We start from the raw sequence: 20,637 nt of genomic DNA on the forward strand, positions 1-20,637 counted from the left end.
ATGATTATTCACGATGAGTGTCCACACAGATTGATACGGTTTATGAAGTTTAAGAGATAGAACATCCCCCAAGATGTTCAACTTAGTGTCCCGTTCGTCTAGAGGCCTAGGACACCGCCCTTTCACGGCGGTAACAGGGGTTCGACTCCCCTACGGGATACCATTGGGTCGTTAGCTCAGTTGGTAGAGCAGTTGACTTTTAATCAATTGGTCGCAGGTTCGAATCCTGCACGACCCACCATTCTTCGCCACGAAGAATTAAAACTTATGTGGGCGATTAGCTCAGTTGGGAGAGCACCTGCCTTACAAGCAGGGGGTCACTGGTTCGAGCCCGGTATCGCCCACCATTCTCTAAGCATTTTTGGAATAAAACGTCCAAACCAGAGCAAGCAATTGACACTGGTTGGCATTTTTGACTCTGAAAGTCTTTAGAAAATGTACTTCCTCGTGAAGAAACATAGCTCTTTAACAATTTGGAAAGCTGACAAAATAATCTTTAAGATTATTTGTAAAGTTCTCAAAGTATTCTTAATTGAATACAACTAAAAACACATTCAAGTGTTCTTGGAATTTGAGTCCGGCAAAATCGAATGTCTCTCGCTCATTCAAATAATGAGAGACAACTTTGGTTGTTTAACTTCAATTCGAAACTCCTTCGGGTTGTATGGTTAAGTGACTAAGCGTACACGGTGGATGCCTTGGCAGTCAGAGGCGATGAAGGACGTATTAACTTGCGATAAGCCCAGATTAGGCAGTAAAAGCCACTTGAGTCTGGGATTTCCGAATGGGGAAACCCACTTACATAAGTAAGTATCCTGTTGTGAATACATAGCAACAGGAGGCGAACCGGGGGAACTGAAACATCTAAGTACCCCGAGGAAAAGAAATCAACCGAGATTCCGAAAGTAGCGGCGAGCGAAATTGGACTAGCCCTTAAGCTTTATAAGCGTTAGGTGAACAAGCTGGAAAGCTTGGCGATACAGGGTGATAGCCCCGTAACTGACGACGCATATTCAGTGAAATCGAGTAGGGCGGGACACGTGATATCCTGTCTGAATATGGGGGGACCATCCTCCAAGGCTAAATACTACTGACTGACCGATAGTGAACCAGTACCGTGAGGGAAAGGCGAAAAGAACCCCTGTGAGGGGAGTGAAATAGAACCTGAAACCGTGTACGTACAAGCAGTAGGAGCAGGCTTTGTCCTGTGACTGCGTACCTTTTGTATAATGGGTCAGCGACTTATATTCAGTGGCAAGGTTAACCATCTAGGGGAGCCGTAGGGAAACCGAGTCTTAACTGGGCGTTCAGTCTCTGGATATAGACCCGAAACCAGGTGATCTAGCCATGGGCAGGTTGAAGGTTGAGTAACATCAACTGGAGGACCGAACCGACTAATGTTGAAAAATTAGCGGATGACTTGTGGCTAGGGGTGAAAGGCCAATCAAACCTGGAGATAGCTGGTTCTCCCCGAAAGCTATTTAGGTAGCGCCTCGGACGAATACTACTGGGGGTAGAGCACTGTTAAGGCTAGGGGGTCATCCCGACTTACCAACCCTTTGCAAACTCCGAATACCAGTAAGTACTATCCGGGAGACACACGGCGGGTGCTAACGTCCGTCGTGGAGAGGGAAACAACCCAGACCGCCAGCTAAGGTCCCAAATTACTACTAAGTGGGAAACGATGTGGGAAGGCTCAGACAGCCAGGATGTTGGCTTAGAAGCAGCCATCATTTAAAGAAAGCGTAATAGCTCACTGGTCGAGTCGGCCTGCGCGGAAGATGTAACGGGGCTAAGTAGTAAACCGAAGCTGCGGCAATATACTTTTGTATATTGGGTAGGGGAGCGTTCTGTAAGCGGTTGAAGGTGTGTGGTAACGCATGCTGGACGTATCAGAAGTGCGAATGCTGACATGAGTAACGATAAAGGGGGTGAAAAACCTCCTCGCCGGAAGACCAAGGGTTCCTGTCCAACGTTAATCGGGGCAGGGTAAGTCGACCCCTAAGGCGAGGCCGAAAGGCGTAGTCGATGGGAAACGGGTTAATATTCCCGTACTTCTTACAATTGCGATGGGGGGACGGAGAAGGCTAGGTGGGCCTGGCGACGGTTGTCCAGGTTCAAGTGCGTAGGCTTGAGAGTTAGGTAAATCCGGCTCTCTCTAAGGCTGAGACACGACGTCGAGCACCTACGGGTGTGAAGTCATTGATGCCATGCTTCCAGGAAAAGCCTCTAAGCTTCAGATTGTAAGGAATCGTACCCCAAACCGACACAGGTGGTCGGGTAGAGAATACCAAGGCGCTTGAGAGAACTCGGGTGAAGGAACTAGGCAAAATGGTACCGTAACTTCGGGAGAAGGTACGCTCTCGACGGTGAAGTCCCTCGCGGATGGAGCTATTGAGAGTCGCAGATACCAGGTGGCTGCAACTGTTTATTAAAAACACAGCACTGTGCAAAATCGTAAGATGACGTATACGGTGTGACGCCTGCCCGGTGCCGGAAGGTTAATTGATGGGGTTAGACTTCGGTCGAAGCTCTTGATCGAAGCCCCGGTAAACGGCGGCCGTAACTATAACGGTCCTAAGGTAGCGAAATTCCTTGTCGGGTAAGTTCCGACCTGCACGAATGGCGTAATGATGGCCACGCTGTCTCCACCCGAGACTCAGTGAAATTGAAATCGCTGTGAAGATGCAGTGTACCCGCGGCTAGACGGAAAGACCCCGTGAACCTTTACTACAGCTTGGCACTGAACATTGACCCTACATGTGTAGGATAGGTGGGAGGCTTTGAAACGAGTACGCCAGTATTCGTGGAGCCGTCCTTGAAATACCACCCTTGTAGTGTTGATGTTCTAACGTTGACCCCTTATCGGGGTTGCGGACAGTGCCTGGTGGGTAGTTTGACTGGGGCGGTCTCCTCCCAAAGCGTAACGGAGGAGCACGAAGGTGGGCTAATCACGGTTGGACATCGTGAGGTTAGTGCAATGGCATAAGCCCGCTTGACTGCGAGAATGACAATTCGAGCAGGTGCGAAAGCAGGTCATAGTGATCCGGTGGTTCTGAATGGAAGGGCCATCGCTCAACGGATAAAAGGTACTCCGGGGATAACAGGCTGATACCGCCCAAGAGTTCATATCGACGGCGGTGTTTGGCACCTCGATGTCGGCTCATCACATCCTGGGGCTGAAGTCGGTCCCAAGGGTATGGCTGTTCGCCATTTAAAGTGGTACGCGAGCTGGGTTTAGAACGTCGTGAGACAGTTCGGTCCCTATCTGCCGTGGGCGTTGGAGAATTGAAAGGGGCTGCTCCTAGTACGAGAGGACCGGAGTGGACGAACCTCTGGTGTTCGGGTTGTGTCGCCAGACGCATTGCCCGGTAGCTAAGTTCGGGATCGATAACCGCTGAAAGCATCTAAGCGGGAAGCGAGCCTTGAGATGAGTTCTCCCTGATACTTTAAGTATCCTAAAGGGTTGTCGTAGACTACGACGTTGATAGGCAGGGTGTGTAAGCGTTGTGAGGCGTTGAGCTAACCTGTACTAATTGCCCGTGAGGCTTAACCATACAACACCCAAGGGGTTTTGATGGACTCAATGTAAGAACGTTGAATGTGTAATAACGAGAATTAAAAACAGCTTTCCGAATTAAAGAATTTGCTTGGCGACCATAGCGTTTTGGACCCACCTGACTTCCATTCCGAACTCAGAAGTGAAACGAAATAGCGCCGATGGTAGTGTGGGGTTTCCCCATGTGAGAGTAGGACATCGCCAGGCTTTAAATTTGCAAAAAAGCCCGCTAGAAATAGCGGGCTTTTTTGTTATTTACGCTTTCCAAAATATGCTTCATAAGATTAATAAAACTTAATCTACGCACAACCACCCCTTAATTATCAATCACGTATCCTCTCTCTAGAATCAAAAAGTAAGAGGATACAACGTGAACATTTTAGGATATTTACAGAAAATCGGTAAAGCACTCATGGTACCGATCGCTGTGCTACCAGCCGGCGGTTTAATGCTTGGCCTTGGTTATGCCTTGGACCCATCTGGCTGGGGAGCGAATAGCCCATTAGCTACGATACTGGTGTATGGTGGTAAAGGTATTATGGATAACCAAGCTTGGTTATTCGCCGTTGGTGTGGCTTATGGATTGGCGAAAGACAATAACGGTGCCGCTGCTTTATCTGGATTACTCGGTCTATTAATTGTTGAAATGATTGTTGGTAATACGGCAGTAATTTCACAGATCACCGGAGTTCCTGTTGCTGATATGAGCTCTTCAGAGGTTATCGCATCTGGAGCCGCTGTAAGTGCATTTACAGGGATCATGATGGGGATAGTGGCTGCCACTCTTTACAACCGTTTCCACACTATCAAATTGCCGGCGGCATTAGGCTTCTTTGGCGGTAAACGCTTTGTACCTATTGTGACTTCACTGGCTTCGATTCTCATCAGTATTGTTATGGTTTACGTGTGGCCTGCAGTTTATGGTTCACTGGTTAACTTTGGTATCTCAATTTCTGAAATGGGTGCGGCGGGCGCTGGTATCTACGGTTTCTTCAACCGACTGTTAATTCCAATCGGTCTGCACCATGCACTCAACCAAGTGTTCATCTTTGACCTTGTTGGTATTAACGATATTTCTAAATTCTGGTCTGGTACTGGTGAGTTGGGTGTTACGGGTATGTACCAAGGTGGCTTCTTCCCATTTATGGGTTATGGTCTACCAGCCGCATGTCTAGCGATGTACCACTGTGCGAAGCCAGAAAATAAGAAAAGAGTCGGCGGCATTCTTGGTGCATCAGCGTTGACGGCAATTTTGACAGGTGTTACTGAACCGATTGAATTTGCGTTTATGTTTGTGGCTCCTGCTCTTTATGTTGTGCACGCTTTATTGGCAGCTCTTTCTCTCTATATTGCAGCAAGCATGCAGTGGTTCGCGGGTTTCACATTTAGCGGCGGGTTAATTGACTTCATCTTGTCTTATAACTTACCTCTAGCGATCAAGCCTTATATGCTTATCGTACAAGGTATTTGCTTTGCATTTATTTACTATGCGGTATTCCGATTTGCGATTATTAAGTTCGATTTGAAAACGCCAGGTCGTGAAGAAGTGGAGGCAGTAGTAAAGAATGAGACTTCTACTAATACGAGAGCAGCTCAGTATCTGAAAGCGCTGGGTGGCCATAGTAATCTTGCTTCTATCGACTCATGCATTACGCGTTTGCGTTTAACTTTGAATGATACCACTATTGTTGACGAACGAACTCTCAAAGCCATTGGCGCTATGGGAGTAGTAAAAATTGGCGTGAATAACCTACAAGTTATTGTTGGTACTGAAGCGGAACAAATCGCTCATGCGATGCAGCAAATTCCAGAGACGCAAGATCTCTCGGATGTCGTCGTTCCTAGTTTATCTGTATAAAATTATGTCTAATTAAGTTAAAAGCTGAGTATCTACTCAGCTTTTTTTGTATTTATTTAACTCTCAAAATAGAGTCGAGCACGTAACCCTGGATTGTTGTCACGCAAAAACAGGTGCGCATTGTGCAAATTGGCCACGGCATCGACCAAAGACAACCCTAAACCATTACCTGATTCCGTGCGGCTCTGATCCGCACGATACATTGGGCGGCAAACATACATTTTGTCGTAATCAGAAATTCCGATGCCAGAGTCGGCGATAACAACACCAAAGCAGTCCGCAATCACTTCGATCTGTCCTCCGTTAGGTGTGTACTTAACGGCATTTTCTAATAGGTTAAACACCGCTCGAAAAAGCAGAGAACGATCGCCTGTGATAACACAGGGGGTATCTTGTCTAAACGTTATTCTCTGATTTTTTTCGTCGGCGATGGGAGAAATAAAATCAAGGGCATCTCGGGTGACTTTACCTAAATCGACACTATTATTGTCGATATTCACCTGGCCACTGTTGAGTTTTGCAATTTCAAGCATGCTATTGAATAGTGACAAAATTAGCTCTAATTCATCATAACAAGCTGAAAAGCTCCTAACTAGGGATGGTGATAAATCGCTTTGAGCTAGAATGTCTTCTAAGCGAAGTTTCAACCTAGCCATTGGTGTTCTCATGTCATGAGCAAGCCCAGTGGTCAGCGATTTGAGGCTAGACTCGTTTTTGGCCATTTGCTCAATCATGAAATTGAGATGAATGGCTAAAATATCAAACTCATCATCCTGGCGAGAAACGGCAATCTTTACATTGGGCTCGCCACATAGGACGCGATTCATGGCGTGATTTACTTTTTCTAATTTTTTGAGAATGAGCACCGTAAAAAATAGTGCAGAAATGATCATGACTGCAGTAGGAAAAATGATGCCAGAGAAAACCATTGGGGTAAGTGACTTCCTGTACTCTTCTAAGGCTCTTTTATCTACTCCTATCTCTAATTGGAGGTTATTTCCTACCAGAATATTATGTTTGTTTGCTTGCAGGTCGATAGGGTAATAATGCTGAAGATGGTCTGATTCGTTAGCTTCGATCAGTCTGTAGTAGAAAGGTGTCTCCGTTGCGCGTTTGGTTCTTAACAGTTGCTCGACATCCTCTTGGCTCTGGTTGGCTGCAAAGTTGAATTCCAGAATTTCTTCATTGAGTTGCCGTGTTAATTGCTTTTGGTGAAAGTTGTTAGAATCCCGATACAGTTGATGTATGACGACGATATTGGTGATAGTGACAATTAAAAAAAGGCTCGCCAATGTTTTAAATACCGAAGAACGGGTTAAAGCATAGTCATCGACGAAGGACATAGCCGACCCCTCTCACTGTGTGTAGTAGCTCTGTACATCCAGCCTCTTCCAGTTTACGGCGCAAGTTAGCGACGTGGACATCGATGACGTTAGTTTTGGGATCAAAATGATAACTCCAGATATTTTCGAACAGGCGCATGCGTGATACCACTTGCTCACTATGCTCAATAAAGTATTGAATAAGCTGAAACTCTTTGGGTTGGAGCACGATCTCCTGCTGATTACAGGTGACTTTGTGAGCTTTTAGGTCCACCTGCAAACAATGATAATTAAGCATGTGTTGATTTGATGTTGGCCGCTGAGTGCGATTGATGATGATATCGACTCGGGCAATTAACTCTGCAAGGGCAAATGGTTTTATTAGGTAGTCATCACTGCCAGCCTGCAAACCGTCCACTCGATCGTTTACGCTATCCATCGCGCTTAAAATCAGAACTGGAAGCTGTTCTTCCGCGGCTTTGATGGCGGCGAGTACTTTCATTCCGTCAAGATATGGTAGCATCCTATCCAGGATGATGAGCTGGTATTCTGAGCTAAGAGCCATCATTAACCCTTTCTTGCCGTCCTCGGCTTGGTCAACGATATAACCGTGCTCGGTTAGGCCTTTACTTACGAATTCTCTGGTCGTTGCGTCATCTTCAATGATGAGTATTTTCACGGGGATTCCTCTGTTTTGGCTGGTACTTTACTGATGAAGCAGAGAGAGGGAAATATGAAAAAGAAGGCTCGCGTGACTAATGCGAGCCAACACGATTTAGGGGGATAAATCGTTAATATTTTGTCGGTTTGTATCTATAAATTGTCATGGGGAGTCTACTCAACCTTCTGTTGAGCAGACCTTTTGGAAAGATTAAATATCGTTAATGTATTTATTGAGCAATAAAGCTTCCTTCGGCTAACTCCCACAACGCTTTGACTAATGAGTTTTCCAATTGCGATCGTTTGCAACACACACCGAGCTGGAATGGTTTGATTGGGGCAAACGAGAGACGCTGAATGCTATCTCGTACAGGGCTGTTATTAATCACCACATCTGGCGCGATTCCGACGCCACAACCTAACGCCACCATACTGACAATGGCTTCATGACCAGAAATTTGCGCGTAGATGTTGGGCTTAATTTTCATTTTTTTAAACCAAGCATTGGCTCTGTCTCTGGCGGTACCAGATTCAGGCACAATGAAAGGAATCTTATTCCAGTCGGGATGTTCTTTGTGTAGCTCTTCAACCCAAGAACTGATGCCTATGGGGGCTATTACGGACAGTGGAATTTCAGTGATGGTGGTGAACTCCACTTTAGATGAAAGGTGCTCTGGCATAGCTGAAATGGCAATATCGGCCTCATCATTCATTATCTTATCGATGGCCTGAGCCGGGTCGCCCGTCAAAAGCTTGAATTCAATGTAAGGGTGCTTTAAGCGAAACGAGTTGAGCAGCTGAGGCAAGTGGCTGTAGCTGGCGGTCACGGAGCAGAACAATCGAACTTCACCTTTCAGAACATCGTCTTGCACATTTATTTGAGATTGGAATTGTGTCCAGTCGTGAACCATCTTCATCGCTACTGGCTGAAATTTCTCGCCAGCGGGCGTTAACTCCACACTCCGGTTGTCCCTGACAAAAAGCGGGTGGCCTATCTCTTCTTCTAATTTTTGAATCTGACGACTCAAAGCAGATGGACTCACGTGCATAGTGGCTGCTGTCTTACTAAAATTCTTGCTGTCACAGATATCAAGGAACAGTCGGATGGTTTTTATATTCATGAAATTACCGTGTTGCACTTTTTGCAATTACTAATTGTGAATATATCACTTTAAGCAATTAAATGTCTGTTCTAGTATGAACTCATTCGGTAAGACCAATACCGACCTCTACGGAAGAATCTTAAAGGAGCACCCTAATGGCTAACTATTTCAATACTCTAAACTTGCGTGAGCAATTGGACCAACTAGGTCGTTGTCGTTTTATGGACCGCAGTGAGTTTGCTTCAGAAGCAGACTACCTAAAAGGTAAGAAGGTTGTCATCGTAGGTTGTGGTGCTCAAGGCCTGAACCAAGGTCTAAACATGCGTGATTCTGGTCTGGATGTGTCATATGCACTTCGTCAGGCTGCAATCGACGAGCAACGTCAGTCATTTAAAAATGCAAAAGACAACGGTTTTGAAGTAGGCAGCTATGAGACTCTAATTCCTCAGGCTGATCTTGTTGTTAACCTGACTCCAGACAAGCAGCACTCTAACGTTGTTGAAACAGTAATGCCTCTAATGAAAGAAGGCGCGGCGCTAGGTTACTCACACGGCTTCAACGTTGTTGAAGAAGGTATGCAAATCCGTAAAGACCTAACGGTTGTAATGGTTGCACCTAAGTGTCCTGGTACTGAGGTTCGTGAAGAATACAAACGCGGTTTCGGTGTTCCAACTCTAATTGCGGTTCACCCAGAGAATGACCCTAAAGGCGATGGTATGGAAATCGCGAAAGCATGGGCAGCAGCAACTGGCGGTCACCGCGCAGGTTGTCTAGAGTCATCTTTCGTTGCAGAAGTAAAATCTGACCTAATGGGTGAGCAAACTATCCTATGTGGCATGCTTCAAGCTGGTTCTATCGTATGTTACGAGAAGATGGTTGCGGAAGGTATCGATCCAGGTTACGCAGGTAAACTACTTCAGTACGGTTGGGAAACAGTAACAGAAGCACTGAAATTCGGTGGCATCACGCACATGATGGACCGTCTGTCTAACCCAGCTAAGATCAAAGCGTTTGAGCTTTCTGAAGAGCTAAAAGATCTAATGCGTCCACTTTACAACAAGCACATGGATGACATCATTTCTGGTCACTTCTCTAGCACTATGATGGCTGACTGGGCGAACGACGACGTGAACCTATTAGGCTGGCGTGAAGAGACTGGTCAAACAGCATTTGAAAACTACCCAGAAACTGACGTTGAAATCTCTGAGCAAGAGTACTTCGATAACGGTATTCTAATGATTGCGATGGTTCGCGCAGGGGTTGAGCTAGCGTTTGAAGCAATGACTGCATCAGGCATCATCGATGAGTCAGCGTACTACGAGTCACTACACGAACTACCGCTAATCGCAAACACAATTGCACGTAAGCGCCTATACGAGATGAACGTAGTAATCTCTGACACTGCAGAATACGGTAACTACCTATTCGCAAATGTAGCAACGCCGCTACTACGTGAGAAATTCATGCCTTCAGTAGGTACTGATGTTATCGGTAAAGGCCTAGGTGAGACTTCAAACCAAGTTGATAACGCAACACTTATCGCGGTTAACGAGAAGCTTCGCAACCACCCAGTTGAGTACATTGGTGAAGAGCTGCGTGGTTACATGACTGATATGAAGCGCATCGCTGTTGGTGGTTAATACTGTATAAGTTACCTATTATAAAGTAACGCAGTAAAAGAACTCCAGGCAGACTGGGGTCAATAAATACAAAACACAACATCTAATCAAAAGGCTTGGTCGCCGTTGACCAAGCCTTTTTTATTTATGGCTCGTTTGGTTGGAGTACAAAAAAGGCTGACACCTGAGTGTCAGCCTTTGAATCTTATCGGAAGATGATGCTTATTTGTCTGCTAGCTTAGCTTCAAGCTCGGCCAGTTTCGCTTCCATCTCAGTTAGCTTCTGACGAGTACGAAGCAGAACCTGAGTCTGAACATCAAACTCTTCACGGCTAACAACATCAAGCTTGTTCAGCTGACCTTGAATCACTTGGCGAACTTTCTGATCAACATCTGCACCTAGCTCTTTCACTGGTGCTGGCATAGAGTCATGAATCTGCTTAGCGATTTGCTCTAGTTTCTTTGGATCAAACATAGTGGTTAAAACTCCTTTTGATTTGTGCTCATTTTAAGTAATTGATACGGGAAAGTCGCTAGTTGGAATGCAAAAAATCGAGATAGGTACGGCAAACGCAAGCCAATAAAAAAGGCCACCGAAGTGACCTTTTTAGCTTGGCAGGGAATTAGTGGTTGTCCGCTAATCCTCGTTGTGCCGCTTTTGCTTCATCAACACGGGCCAACTTTTCCAGATCTTTGTCTTCAACAAACACTGGAAGTGGTTTGTGTTTTTCAGCTAAGTAGCTGTAAATAACAGGCAGTACGAATAGGGTAAACAGAGTACCAATCGCCAGACCAGCAACGATTACGATACCGATACTAAAGCGCTGAGCCGCGCCTGCACCAGTCGCGTACATCAGTGGGATAAGACCCGCGATCATCGCTGCAGTTGTCATCAGAATAGGACGCAGACGAACTTTCGCCGCTTCCATTACAGCTTCTGTTTTACCCAGTTTGTTTTGCAGCTGCTCTTCTTTCGCTACTTCACAAATCAAGATACCGTGCTTGGTGATAAGACCAACCAGAGTAATCAAACCAACCTGAGAGTAAATGTTCATCGATGCAGCACCCCAGGCAAGCGCAATCAACGCGCCACAAATTGCCAATGGCACAGACACCATGATAACCAGCGGATCTTTCACAGATTCAAACTGAATCGCCAGAACCAAGAAGATGATCGCTAGTGCTAAACCAAATGTCGCGTATAACGCGCTACCTTCAGTCACAAACTGACGAGCTTCACCCATGTAGTCATGGTTGTAGCCGCTTGGCAGTTTCGTTTCAGCGATGTTCTCAAACCAGTTAATCGCATCGCCCATTGCCGTGCCCGGAGCTGGTACTGCACCTACCGTTGCTGAGTTCAGCTGGTTGAAGTGAGGCAGTGAGCGTGGCTCTGCAATCACGTCAATCGTCACTAGGTTACTCAGTGGAACCGCGTTACCGTCAGCTGCACGTACGTAGTAGTTGTTCATCGACTCTGGATTTAGACGCCACTTACGTTCTACCTGAGGGATAACTTCGTAAGAGCGGCCATTAAGGTCGATACGGTTTACGTAGCCATCTGCCATCATGGTGCTTAAAGTCACACCGATGTCTTGCATGGTTACGCCGTATGCGCCCGCTTTGTCTTTGTCGATATTAATTTTCATCGTCGCCGAGTCGTAGTTCAGATCAAGATCCGAATAAACGAACATTGGGCTAGATTTCACTTCCGTTAATACGTCTGTCGCGATAGAGAACAAACTCTCAAACGCGTTTGGTGTGGTCAGAACAAACTGAATTGGAAGACCACTACCCGCACCTGGTAACTCAGGCATTTGGAAAGCGGTAACTGCCATTCCCGGTACGTCTGCAACCAATCCGCCTACACGGCCCGTTACGTCTGCCTGGCTTGCTTCACGCTCACTCCAAGGCACCATAGAGGCAATACCGAACGCTTGGTGAGAGTTTGGTACACCTGAGAAAACCTGTGCAAACTGAACTTCTGGCTGTTCAGACAGAATGTTGTTTACCTGGTTCATGGTGTTCTGGATAAAGTCTAAGTTCGAATTAGATGGAGCAGTACCCATCAATACAACCACGCCTTTATCTTCAGACGGAGCCAGTTCACTTGGGATGAACTTGAACAGCATCGGTAAGCTGGCAAATACAATCAACGCGAAACCAATCACAACTGGACGGTGTTGCATGACAGCACCCAACATTTTGGCGTATCGGCTGGTCATGCGCTCTAACACGCTATGCACTTTCTGTTCAAACTTGCTTGGTGCCTGATGAGCTTTCAGCATTTTTGAACACATCATTGGTGATAGAGTCAGTGCCACGATACCTGATACAAATACCGCACCCGCCAGGGTTAACGCGAACTCTTTAAATAGCGAGCCCGTGATACCACCCATCAATGCGATCGGCGCGTATACTGCACCCAACGTTAGTGTCATCGCGATAACTGGAACCGCAATTTCGCGCGTACCAATAATGGCCGCTCGGAATGGTGATTCACCAAGCTTGATATGTCGGTCAACGTTTTCCAGTACAACGATCGCATCATCTACCACCAGACCAATGGCGAGAACCATTGCCAGTAGGGTCATCAGGTTCCACGAGAAACCCATGGATTGCATTACCATCGCCACACCGATCAAAGAGAGTGGGATAGTTACAATAGGGATCACTACGGCACGGAATGAACCAAGGAATATAGTGATAACAATCAGTACAATCACTGCAGCTTCAGCGATGGTTTTGATTACTTCGTTAATGGATTCGTTAATTGCGATAGTCGAATCATAAAGAACATTCATCTTGATCGTACTAGGCAAATTGCGCTCTAGCTGAGGTAATAGATCAAGTACGTCTGCTGCGATATTGATTGGGTTGGCACTTGGTGCTGCATTAATTGCAGCAACAACCGCCTCCTGACCATTTGCACTCGCTCGATATGAGTCGTGGCTCTTTTCTAGAGTCACTTTAGCAATATCGCTTAAGCGAGTGACATTGCCGTCGTCGTTGCTAACAACAAGGTTCTTCAACTCATCAACATTGGATACCTGTGTATCTGCACTGCCGTTGTAAAGTACAAATTCACCGATAGCCTGACCCGTAGCAGACTGATAGTTGTTGGCACTTAACACACCCATCACGTCAGTCGCGGTTAAGTTAAACGCTGCCATTTTTGCAGGGTCTAGCCAAACACGTAGCGCGTATTTCATACCACCGTATAGGTCGACTTTCGACACACCGTTAACGGTAAACAACTGTGGGTTGATTACACGCTCAAGGTAGTCGGTGATCTGACTTGAAGACAACTCATCACTGGTAAAACCGATATACAGTACCGCTGTTGTCGAGCCAGTCGACATAGTAACGGTAGGGTCTTCGGCTTCTTTCGGTAGTTGCGAGCGAACCGAGTTGGTTTTTGCCAGAATGTCCGAGAGTGCCGCATTCGGGTCAGTATTCAACTTCATTTTTACAGTGATGGTGGATTTACCCAGCACCGATTGAGAAGTCATATAATCGATATTATCAGCCTGTGCGACCGCTTGTTCCAATGGCTGAGTAATAAAGCCCTGGATTAGGTCGGCACTGGCACCGTAGTAACTGGTCGAAACCGTTACTTCCGTATTCGTCATTTCAGGGTATTCACGAACCTGCATTTTGAAGATTGCTTGCAGACCAAGCAATGCGATCAAAAAGCTGATTGATACCGCTAAAACTGGACGTTTAATAAAAACATCAGTAAAGCGCATGAAGCCTCCGATTACAGCATTGGTGTTTCAGTTGGTGGAGTCGTTGCATCGCTTTCTACGACACGGACTTTAGCGTGGTTACTCAGACGAATCTGACCTGAGGTCACTACCACATCACCTGGCTTAACGCCTTCAAGAATGTGTACGATGTCTTTTGTACGCTCACCCACTTTAACCACTTGCTGTGTTACACGCTTTTCGCCATCTTCTTCAGATACGATGTAAATGCTGTCACCGTAAAGTGTGTAAGTAATCGCGGTTTGTGGAAGAGTCACCTGGTTTTCAAGTTTAGGCAGGATGATATTCGCTCGAGCGAACATACCACTACGTAGTTTGCCGTCGTTATTTGGAATATCTGCTTGTACCTGGATCAGGCCACTCTGTACATTAACCGCTGGCTCAATGGCTGTAATTGAACCTTTGAAGGCGATTTCTGGGTACGCATCGACAAAAATATCGACAGCTTGGCTGATGTGGATACGAGAAATATCGGTCTGCGGCACGGTGAAACGTAGACGCATAACGCTGGTATCTTCAAGACGCACGATATCGGTACCCGCTTGCAGGTACTGACCTAGGTAAACATTACGGATACCAACCACGCCTGAAAACGGAGCTTTGATTTCACGACGGTCTATCGCCGCTTTCAAGCTCTCGATGTCAGCGCTAAGAGAAAAGTAATTCGCTTCTGCTTCATCATAAGACTCTTTAGAAATCGACCCTTTTTTGTACAGGCCTTGGTAACGCTTGTATTTTGCTTCAGCAGCTGGCAGCTTCGCTTGTGCACTTTTCAGGTTGGCTTTCTCAACAGCTGAGTCAAGAAGTACCAAATCCTGGCCTTCTTTCACTTGAGTGCCAGATTCAAAAGCGATTTGGTCAATGACGCCACTTGTCTCGTTCGCTACCGTTACCCCTTGGTTAGGCTCGATAAAGCCAATTGCCTCAATCACCGGTACCCAATCCACTGACTGTACGTCAGTAACGGTTACGGGAAATTCAGGTTCCGGGCGATTCGCCATGTATTCGGCAATCTTCTGTTGCTTGAATAAGTTGAAACCTATCACACTGCCGAACAGCAAGATTGCGATAAGTAACATAAAAAAAGTCCACTTTTTCATTCTGGTCAGAACTCCAATTAGTGTTGAATGATTGCGTCCCAACTGGCTTCAATGGCAGCTTCTATGGCTGCTTCGTCCAGTTGATAAAACCCCAGAGCATGATGTCGGGCGAGTGCAACGGTCGCCTCGAAACTCAGTCCCGAAAGGATCATATTGTCGAGTGGCTTAAACACTCCTTGCTCTTTACCTTGGTCAAATAGTCGGTCTACCTGATCAAACATTTTACGCTCAAGTTCCAGCGTTACTCTATTGCTTGCATAGGGCAGGGATTGATATTGAACTCTATTGTTCAATGTGTCCACATTTGAGCCAGCTAAACACCAAATGTTAAGCCACATTTTTGTATAACGTTCTTTTAAAGGCATATCGTCGCTCACGCCCGCTTGCACTTCTATTGCAATGCGCTTTGCGACGTTTAATCTAACTTCGTCTAAAAGGTGGTTCTTATCGGAAAAGTAACGATAGATAGTGCCAGCCGCCACACCCGCTTCTTTGGCTAGCTTTTGCATCGAAAATCCCTGAAAACCCAGCTCAGCAATCAGTTTTTCCGCCGCACAAAGAATCTGAGCTTTTTTATCTAAAGTTGTATTACTCGACATAGTTCCACTTTTAGTGAATGAACGTTCATTCATTATAGATCTAAAGCTATACGAGTGTGCAATAAAAAATAATTAAATTTTTACTTTGCTATAAATGGAGTTAGCAAACACTGACAAACTGAGGGCTGATAAACGTGGTAATCGTTCATACTCACTATTATCATAGGCGCCACGTTTATTGCCCGCTGAGAAATTCTATGAAGCTGAACCCTAGTCAAGATGAAGCCGTAAAGTACGTATCTGGTCCGTGTTTGGTGCTGGCAGGTGCTGGCTCGGGTAAAACTCGTGTTATCACCAATAAAATTGCTTATTTGGTTCAGCAATGTGGCTACAAAGCGCGAAATATTGCAGCGGTAACCTTTACCAATAAAGCCGCACGAGAAATGAAAGAGCGGGTGGGTCAGACATTAGGTAAAGCGGAATCTAAAGGTTTGATGGTGTCGACCTTCCACACCTTGGGCTTGAACATCATTAAGCGCGAGTACAAGCAGCTTGGTTTAAAAGCAGGCTTCTCCTTGTTTGATGACCAAGACCAACTCGCGTTATTAAAAGAGCTAACGGAAAAGCAGCTCGATGGCGATAAAGATCTGCTGCGTCAGCTGATGAGTTCAATCTCTAACTGGAAGAACGACATGCTAACGCCAGAGCAGGTGAAAGCTCAGGCGAAAGGTGAGCAACAACAGTTGTTTGCCTTCTGCTTCGACATGTACCAGAAGCAGATGAAAGCGTACAACGCGCTCGATTTTGATGATTTGATTCTGATGCCAGTACTGTTGTTACGTACTAATGAAGACGTACGTCAGCGTTGGCAGAGCCGCATCCGCTACCTATTGGTGGACGAATACCAAGATACCAATACCAGCCAATACGAGCTGGTAAAACACATTGTCGGTGAGCGTGGCCGCCTAACCGTAGTAGGGGATGACGACCAGTCTATTTACTCATGGCGTGGTGCGAAGCCACAGAACCTGGTGCTATTGGGTGAAGACTACCCGAACTTGCGCCTGATTAAACTAGAGCAAAACTATCGCTCTACCAGTCGTATTCTTCGTGCTGCCAATATTCTCATTGCCAACAACCCGCACGTGTATGAGAAGACGCTATTCTCTGAGATCCCTGACGGTGAAAAACTCAAAGTACTGCTAGCAAAAAATGAAGAGCATGAAGCGGAACGTGTTACGGGAGAGCTGATCGCACACAAGTTCCTCAATCGCACCGAATATCGAGACTACTCGATTTTGTATCGTGGTAACCATCAATCACGCTTAATAGAAAAGTCGCTGATGCAAAACCGCGTACCATACAAAATCTCGGGTGGTACCTCTTTCTTTGCTCGTTCAGAGATCAAAGACATCATGGCGTATCTTCGAGTTCTGGTGAACCCGGACGATGACAATGCCTTTCTACGCATCGTAAACACGCCCCGACGTGAAATTGGACCGGTTACACTAGAAAAACTGGGCAGTTACGCCAATATGCGTGGCAAAAGCCTGTTTGAAGCCAGCTTTGAAATGGGGCTCGAACAGCATTTAACAGGGCGTGGTCTGGAGAATTTACGCCGCTTCACTCAGTGGTTAGTCGCTATTGCTGATCAGGCGGAAAGAGGCGATACCGTGGCTGCGGTCCGTTCACTGGTTCGTGACATCAACTACGAAGACTGGTTATACGAAACCTCTGCTAGCCCGAAAGCGGCTGAGATGCGCATGAAGAACGTGTCGGATCTCTATTCCTGGATTGTGGCTGATTTAGAAGGCGATAATTACGATCAGGAAGAGAAGACATTAAAAGAGGTGGTTCAGCGTTTAACCTTGCGTGACATGATGGAGCGAGGGGAAGAGGACGAAGACAGCGATGCAGTACAATTGATGACATTGCATGCGTCAAAGGGTCTGGAATTCCCGTACGTTTATCTGATTGGTTCAGAAGAAGGCATTTTGCCACATCAAACCAGCATTGATGAAGACAACGTAGAAGAAGAACGTCGCCTGATGTACGTGGGGATTACTCGTGCCCAGCGAGAGCTGACTTTTACGATGTGTAAAGAACGCCGTCAGTATGGTGAGTTAATCAAGCCGACACAAAGCCGCTTTCTTGATGAATTGCCTTTCGATGATGTGGAATGGGAAGTCAACAAAAAGCCTGTTTCGCAAGAGGAGAGAATGGCAAAAGGCCAGGCTCACATTGCCAACTTACGCTCGATGTTTAAGAAGTAGCATCATCCAAATCATCAAACAGCAAATAAAAAGGCTTGCCAAGTGGCAAGCCTTTCTCTTTTAAAGCTTTGATTCAAGACGAATTACAGACCTGCAATCATATGATCGATAGCGGCCGTGATCTCGTCGTCAGAACAGTCCATACACGTACCTTTAGCTGGCATCGCGTTGAAGCCTTCAAGTGCATGTTTGATCAGTACATCTTTACCTTGAGCGATACGAGGCGCCCATTCGTCAGCATTGCCAATCTTTGGAGCACCGTTTACACCAGATGCGTGACAAGCAATACAAAAAGTACCGTAAACTGTTGCGCCATCACGAGGACCGGTTGGTTCTGCTTTTACAGGCTCAGAGCCTGCTAGATAAACATCGCCGACAGGTTTGATGCGTTCTGCGATCGCATCGTATTCACTTTGGCTGATGTCAGAAGCTAAAGCTGCCGTAGAAAAAGTTAAGGCAGCGAACAAAACGCTAATCATTTGTCGAGACATATCCATTAAACCCACTTCACATTCCCGAGGTAAGTGACTTACCTATTTATATAGTTAGAGTATTGATACCGATTAAAGAAGCCCGATAAAACCACTTCAATGGCATAGAATGATTAGACAACTTGGTTGCAGCTGTTAAATCAATGTAAATAATGAGTGATTATATCCCGATAGCTTGTTGCATTAAACAACAAGTTATCGATGACAGGGCGTGAATCACATCAAAAATTCTCTTTAAAGGCATATAACTGTCGAAAAAGAGACCAAACGATAAAAAAAGTAAAAAAAGTACTAGACGGCATAGTGTGATATCCGTATTATTCCACTCCGCCGATAGGGCATGCGCCCGTAGCTCAGTTGGATAGAGCGTTGGCCTCCGGAGCCAAAGGTCGAAGGTTCGAATCCTTTCGGGCGTACCATTACCCCGGAGGATAAGTCGGTAAAACTCAGTGGTGGCTATAGCTCAGTTGGTAGAGCCCCGGATTGTGATTCCGGTTGTCGCGAGTTCAAGTCTCGTTAGCCACCCCATTCTTTCTTTTTTAGGAAGAACAAGGTAGCATTGCTTCCTGTCTTGATTTAGAGTCGAGATAAAACATAAGTCGGTGAATAGCGCAGCTTGGTAGCGCATCTGGTTTGGGACCAGAGGGTCGGGGGTTCGAATCCCTCTTCACCGACCACTATTAAAGTTTATGGCTTACAGTAAGCGGTAAACATGACAATTTGATGGTGGCTATAGCTCAGTTGGTAGAGCCCCGGATTGTGATTCCGGTTGTCGCGAGTTCAAGTCTCGTTAGCCACCCCATTCTTTCTCTAAAGAATACATGCTCGGTGAATAGCGCAGCTTGGTAGCGCATCTGGTTTGGGACCAGAGGGTCGGGGGTTCGAATCCCTCTTCACCGACCACCATTCGAAAGCCCCGATAGAAATATCGGGGCTTTTTTACGTCTGCAGATTGAGAATAGAGCAGCTTGATAGCACATCTCATTCTTTGAAATATAGCGGACCAGAGGGGCGGGGGTTCGCTTGATGTTCAAACTCTGGCTCTTCACCGACCACCATTCAATAAGTCTTAACTGTCAGGTCAAATAGCTTTTGACCACCAGTAACCCAAAAGCTTTCTCAGCCGATAAAACAAACCCCAGCACAGTGGCTGGGGTTTTGTGTTTTTACCATTCAATCCATTCTACTGAGCGAGCGTTTTGAGGATTTCTTTTAGCTCTACGGTGTCTTTTACTTCGTAGTCTGGCTCAATCTCCGTGAGATTATCGGTACCTTTTGGATTCACCCAAACGCTGAGAATATCCATATCGTTAGCGCCCGCAATATCTGCTGCTAAAGAGTCACCGATATGAAGCGCTTCTTCTGGTTTAACGTCTGCTAGCTTAAGAGCCTTACGGAAGATGCTTGCCGCAGGTTTTTCTTCCGGTTCTTCACCACCAACAATAATGTGATCGACCCATTCACTCATCTCTGTTGCCGCCAGTTTTGGATGTTGAGAGAAGATCGGACCGTTAGTAATGACAACGAGAGTGTAGTGTTGACGCAGTTCAATCAGCATTTCCTTTACTCCTGGTAGAAAGGAGAATGCATTCATGCGTGCAGAGTCAAAAAAACTTTGCGCCTGTTGAGCTTGCGCTGCGCTTATTTCGATCCCTTGTTCCGCAAGGATGGTTTTTATCAGGCCACAACGGAATGCATTTTCATCCGGTAGCAAGGCTACAAGCTGAGGGAACTCTGCATTGAGCTTTTTATACACGCCTTGTAAGTAGCGTTGTAAGAAGGCATTAGAATCCGCGAGCAGCGGATAGGTTTCTTTCATCCAATTTGCAAATTCTTGCCCTGCCACTTTATCGGCTTGAGATGTGCCACATAAAGTCTCGTCCATATCAAAAAAAATCGCTTTAAGCACAGGGGCTCCTATCATTTACAACTTTGCTACTGGGGCTTCTATTTAATCCATTATCTCATGCTCGATAGTATCGTAAAGCCTTAAAACCAAAGTATGGCAGAGCCGGCTGCTATCAATCGATTCAAACCGAGTGGACGATTTCAGTGCCATTCATTGTACGTTTGGCCACCAAATTCGAATAACTGACCTAAAATAGAATATTAATCTTTTTTGCAGGACCGCTCACGTTTTACTTCAGCCTATTGTTATTGATACTTGGTTTTTTATTTCTCTCTACTATTTTTAGATGAAATTTTATGCCTAAGAGATCGATTTCATGCCAGATATTGTTTGCTAAATGTTAACAATGACCTGTGAATAATGTGGCTATTTGTAATGTTGGGTTTCTGCCTAAATTTAGAGCATTTTTCTGCTTTTATTGGTGCATAGCGCACAAAAATA

12 protein-coding genes, 8 tRNA genes and 2 rRNA genes are annotated in these 20,637 nt (G+C 45.8%); 13 read left to right on the forward strand and 9 right to left on the reverse strand.

What is annotated here, in order from left to right:
* The first annotated feature begins 87 nt into the window (after positions 1-87).
* The 6 genes from VER99_RS00110 (at position 88) to nagE (ending at position 5,417) form a co-directional block, all read left to right on the forward strand.
* Positions 88-163 (forward strand) — tRNA-Glu (locus tag VER99_RS00110).
* A 2-nt stretch (positions 164-165) separates the two neighbouring features.
* A tRNA-Lys gene (locus VER99_RS00115) sits at positions 166-241 on the forward strand.
* Between the two features lie 30 nt (positions 242-271).
* Positions 272-347 (forward strand) — tRNA-Val (locus VER99_RS00120).
* A 319-nt stretch (positions 348-666) separates the two neighbouring features.
* Positions 667-3,557 (forward strand): 23S ribosomal RNA (locus VER99_RS00125).
* A gap of 92 nt (positions 3,558-3,649) precedes the next feature.
* Positions 3,650-3,766 (forward strand): 5S ribosomal RNA (gene rrf, locus VER99_RS00130).
* A gap of 163 nt (positions 3,767-3,929) precedes the next feature.
* A complete protein-coding gene (gene nagE, locus VER99_RS00135) occupies positions 3,930-5,417 on the forward strand; it encodes an N-acetylglucosamine-specific PTS transporter subunit IIBC (protein WP_020336236.1) in 1,488 nt (495 codons plus the stop codon).
* A gap of 56 nt (positions 5,418-5,473) precedes the next feature.
* Here the strand turns inward: nagE and VER99_RS00140 are convergent, their stop codons facing one another.
* The 3 genes from VER99_RS00140 to ilvY form a co-directional block, all read right to left on the reverse strand.
* Complete coding sequence (locus VER99_RS00140) at positions 5,474-6,760, reverse strand: sensor histidine kinase (protein WP_020336238.1); 1,287 nt, start codon at positions 6,758-6,760, stop codon at positions 5,474-5,476.
* Complete coding sequence (locus VER99_RS00145) at positions 6,744-7,418, reverse strand: response regulator transcription factor (protein ID WP_020336239.1); 675 nt, start codon at positions 7,416-7,418, stop codon at positions 6,744-6,746. Before VER99_RS00145 ends, VER99_RS00140 begins: the two co-directional genes overlap by 17 nt.
* A 211-nt stretch (positions 7,419-7,629) precedes the next feature.
* A complete protein-coding gene (gene ilvY / locus VER99_RS00150) occupies positions 7,630-8,520 on the reverse strand; it encodes an HTH-type transcriptional activator IlvY (RefSeq protein ID WP_014230443.1) in 891 nt (296 codons plus the stop codon).
* A 137-nt stretch (positions 8,521-8,657) separates the two neighbouring features.
* On the opposite strand from ilvY, the gene ilvC reads away from it, so the two are divergent.
* On the forward strand, positions 8,658-10,142 hold the full coding sequence (ilvC, locus tag VER99_RS00155) for a ketol-acid reductoisomerase (protein ID WP_020336240.1): 1,485 nt from the start codon (positions 8,658-8,660) through the stop codon (positions 10,140-10,142).
* A 201-nt stretch (positions 10,143-10,343) separates the two neighbouring features.
* Here ilvC and ubiK read toward each other — a convergent pair whose 3' ends face one another.
* The 4 genes from ubiK to VER99_RS00175 all read right to left on the reverse strand — a co-directional run bounded on the left by ubiK (position 10,344) and on the right by VER99_RS00175 (position 15,583).
* Positions 10,344-10,595, reverse strand: a complete 252-nt coding sequence (ubiK, locus tag VER99_RS00160) for a ubiquinone biosynthesis accessory factor UbiK (protein ID WP_014230445.1) — start codon at positions 10,593-10,595, stop codon at positions 10,344-10,346.
* A 148-nt stretch (positions 10,596-10,743) separates the two neighbouring features.
* Positions 10,744-13,866 (reverse strand): multidrug efflux RND transporter permease subunit, encoded by a 3,123-nt coding sequence (locus VER99_RS00165; RefSeq protein ID WP_020336241.1) that lies wholly within the window; start codon positions 13,864-13,866, stop codon positions 10,744-10,746.
* 11 nt (positions 13,867-13,877) lie between these two features.
* Positions 13,878-14,984: an efflux RND transporter periplasmic adaptor subunit gene (locus VER99_RS00170; protein WP_014230447.1), complete on the reverse strand. Its 1,107-nt coding sequence runs from the start codon at positions 14,982-14,984 to the stop codon at positions 13,878-13,880.
* A 17-nt stretch (positions 14,985-15,001) separates the two neighbouring features.
* Positions 15,002-15,583 (reverse strand): TetR/AcrR family transcriptional regulator, encoded by a 582-nt coding sequence (locus VER99_RS00175; protein ID WP_014230448.1) that lies wholly within the window; start codon positions 15,581-15,583, stop codon positions 15,002-15,004.
* Between the two features lie 197 nt (positions 15,584-15,780).
* Here VER99_RS00175 and rep point away from each other — a divergent pair, with 197 nt between their 5' ends.
* A complete protein-coding gene (gene rep / locus VER99_RS00180) occupies positions 15,781-17,796 on the forward strand; it encodes a DNA helicase Rep (RefSeq protein WP_014230449.1) in 2,016 nt (671 codons plus the stop codon).
* A gap of 83 nt (positions 17,797-17,879) precedes the next feature.
* Here the strand turns inward: rep and VER99_RS00185 are convergent, their stop codons facing one another.
* A complete protein-coding gene (locus tag VER99_RS00185) occupies positions 17,880-18,293 on the reverse strand; it encodes a c-type cytochrome (protein WP_014230450.1) in 414 nt (137 codons plus the stop codon).
* A 336-nt stretch (positions 18,294-18,629) separates the two neighbouring features.
* On the opposite strand from VER99_RS00185, the gene VER99_RS00190 reads away from it, so the two are divergent.
* The 5 genes from VER99_RS00190 to VER99_RS00210 all read left to right on the forward strand — a co-directional run bounded on the left by VER99_RS00190 (position 18,630) and on the right by VER99_RS00210 (position 19,190).
* A tRNA-Arg gene (locus VER99_RS00190) sits at positions 18,630-18,706 on the forward strand.
* Between the two features lie 33 nt (positions 18,707-18,739).
* Positions 18,740-18,815: transfer RNA gene (locus tag VER99_RS00195), tRNA-His, on the forward strand.
* Between the two features lie 72 nt (positions 18,816-18,887).
* Positions 18,888-18,964 (forward strand) — tRNA-Pro (locus VER99_RS00200).
* Between the two features lie 49 nt (positions 18,965-19,013).
* Positions 19,014-19,089 (forward strand) — tRNA-His (locus VER99_RS00205).
* Between the two features lie 24 nt (positions 19,090-19,113).
* Positions 19,114-19,190, forward strand: a tRNA-Pro gene (locus tag VER99_RS00210).
* Positions 19,191-19,470: 280 nt separating this feature from the next.
* On the opposite strand, the gene VER99_RS00215 is transcribed toward VER99_RS00210, so the two are convergent.
* Positions 19,471-20,196 carry an HAD family hydrolase gene (locus VER99_RS00215; RefSeq protein WP_020336242.1) on the reverse strand — a complete coding sequence of 242 codons (726 nt, stop codon included), beginning with the start codon at positions 20,194-20,196 and terminating at the stop codon, positions 19,471-19,473.
* Between the last annotated feature and the right edge of the window lie 441 nt (positions 20,197-20,637).

The organism is Vibrio natriegens NBRC 15636 = ATCC 14048 = DSM 759 (genome assembly GCF_035621455.1).
GTDB lineage: Bacteria > Pseudomonadota > Gammaproteobacteria > Enterobacterales > Vibrionaceae > Vibrio > Vibrio natriegens.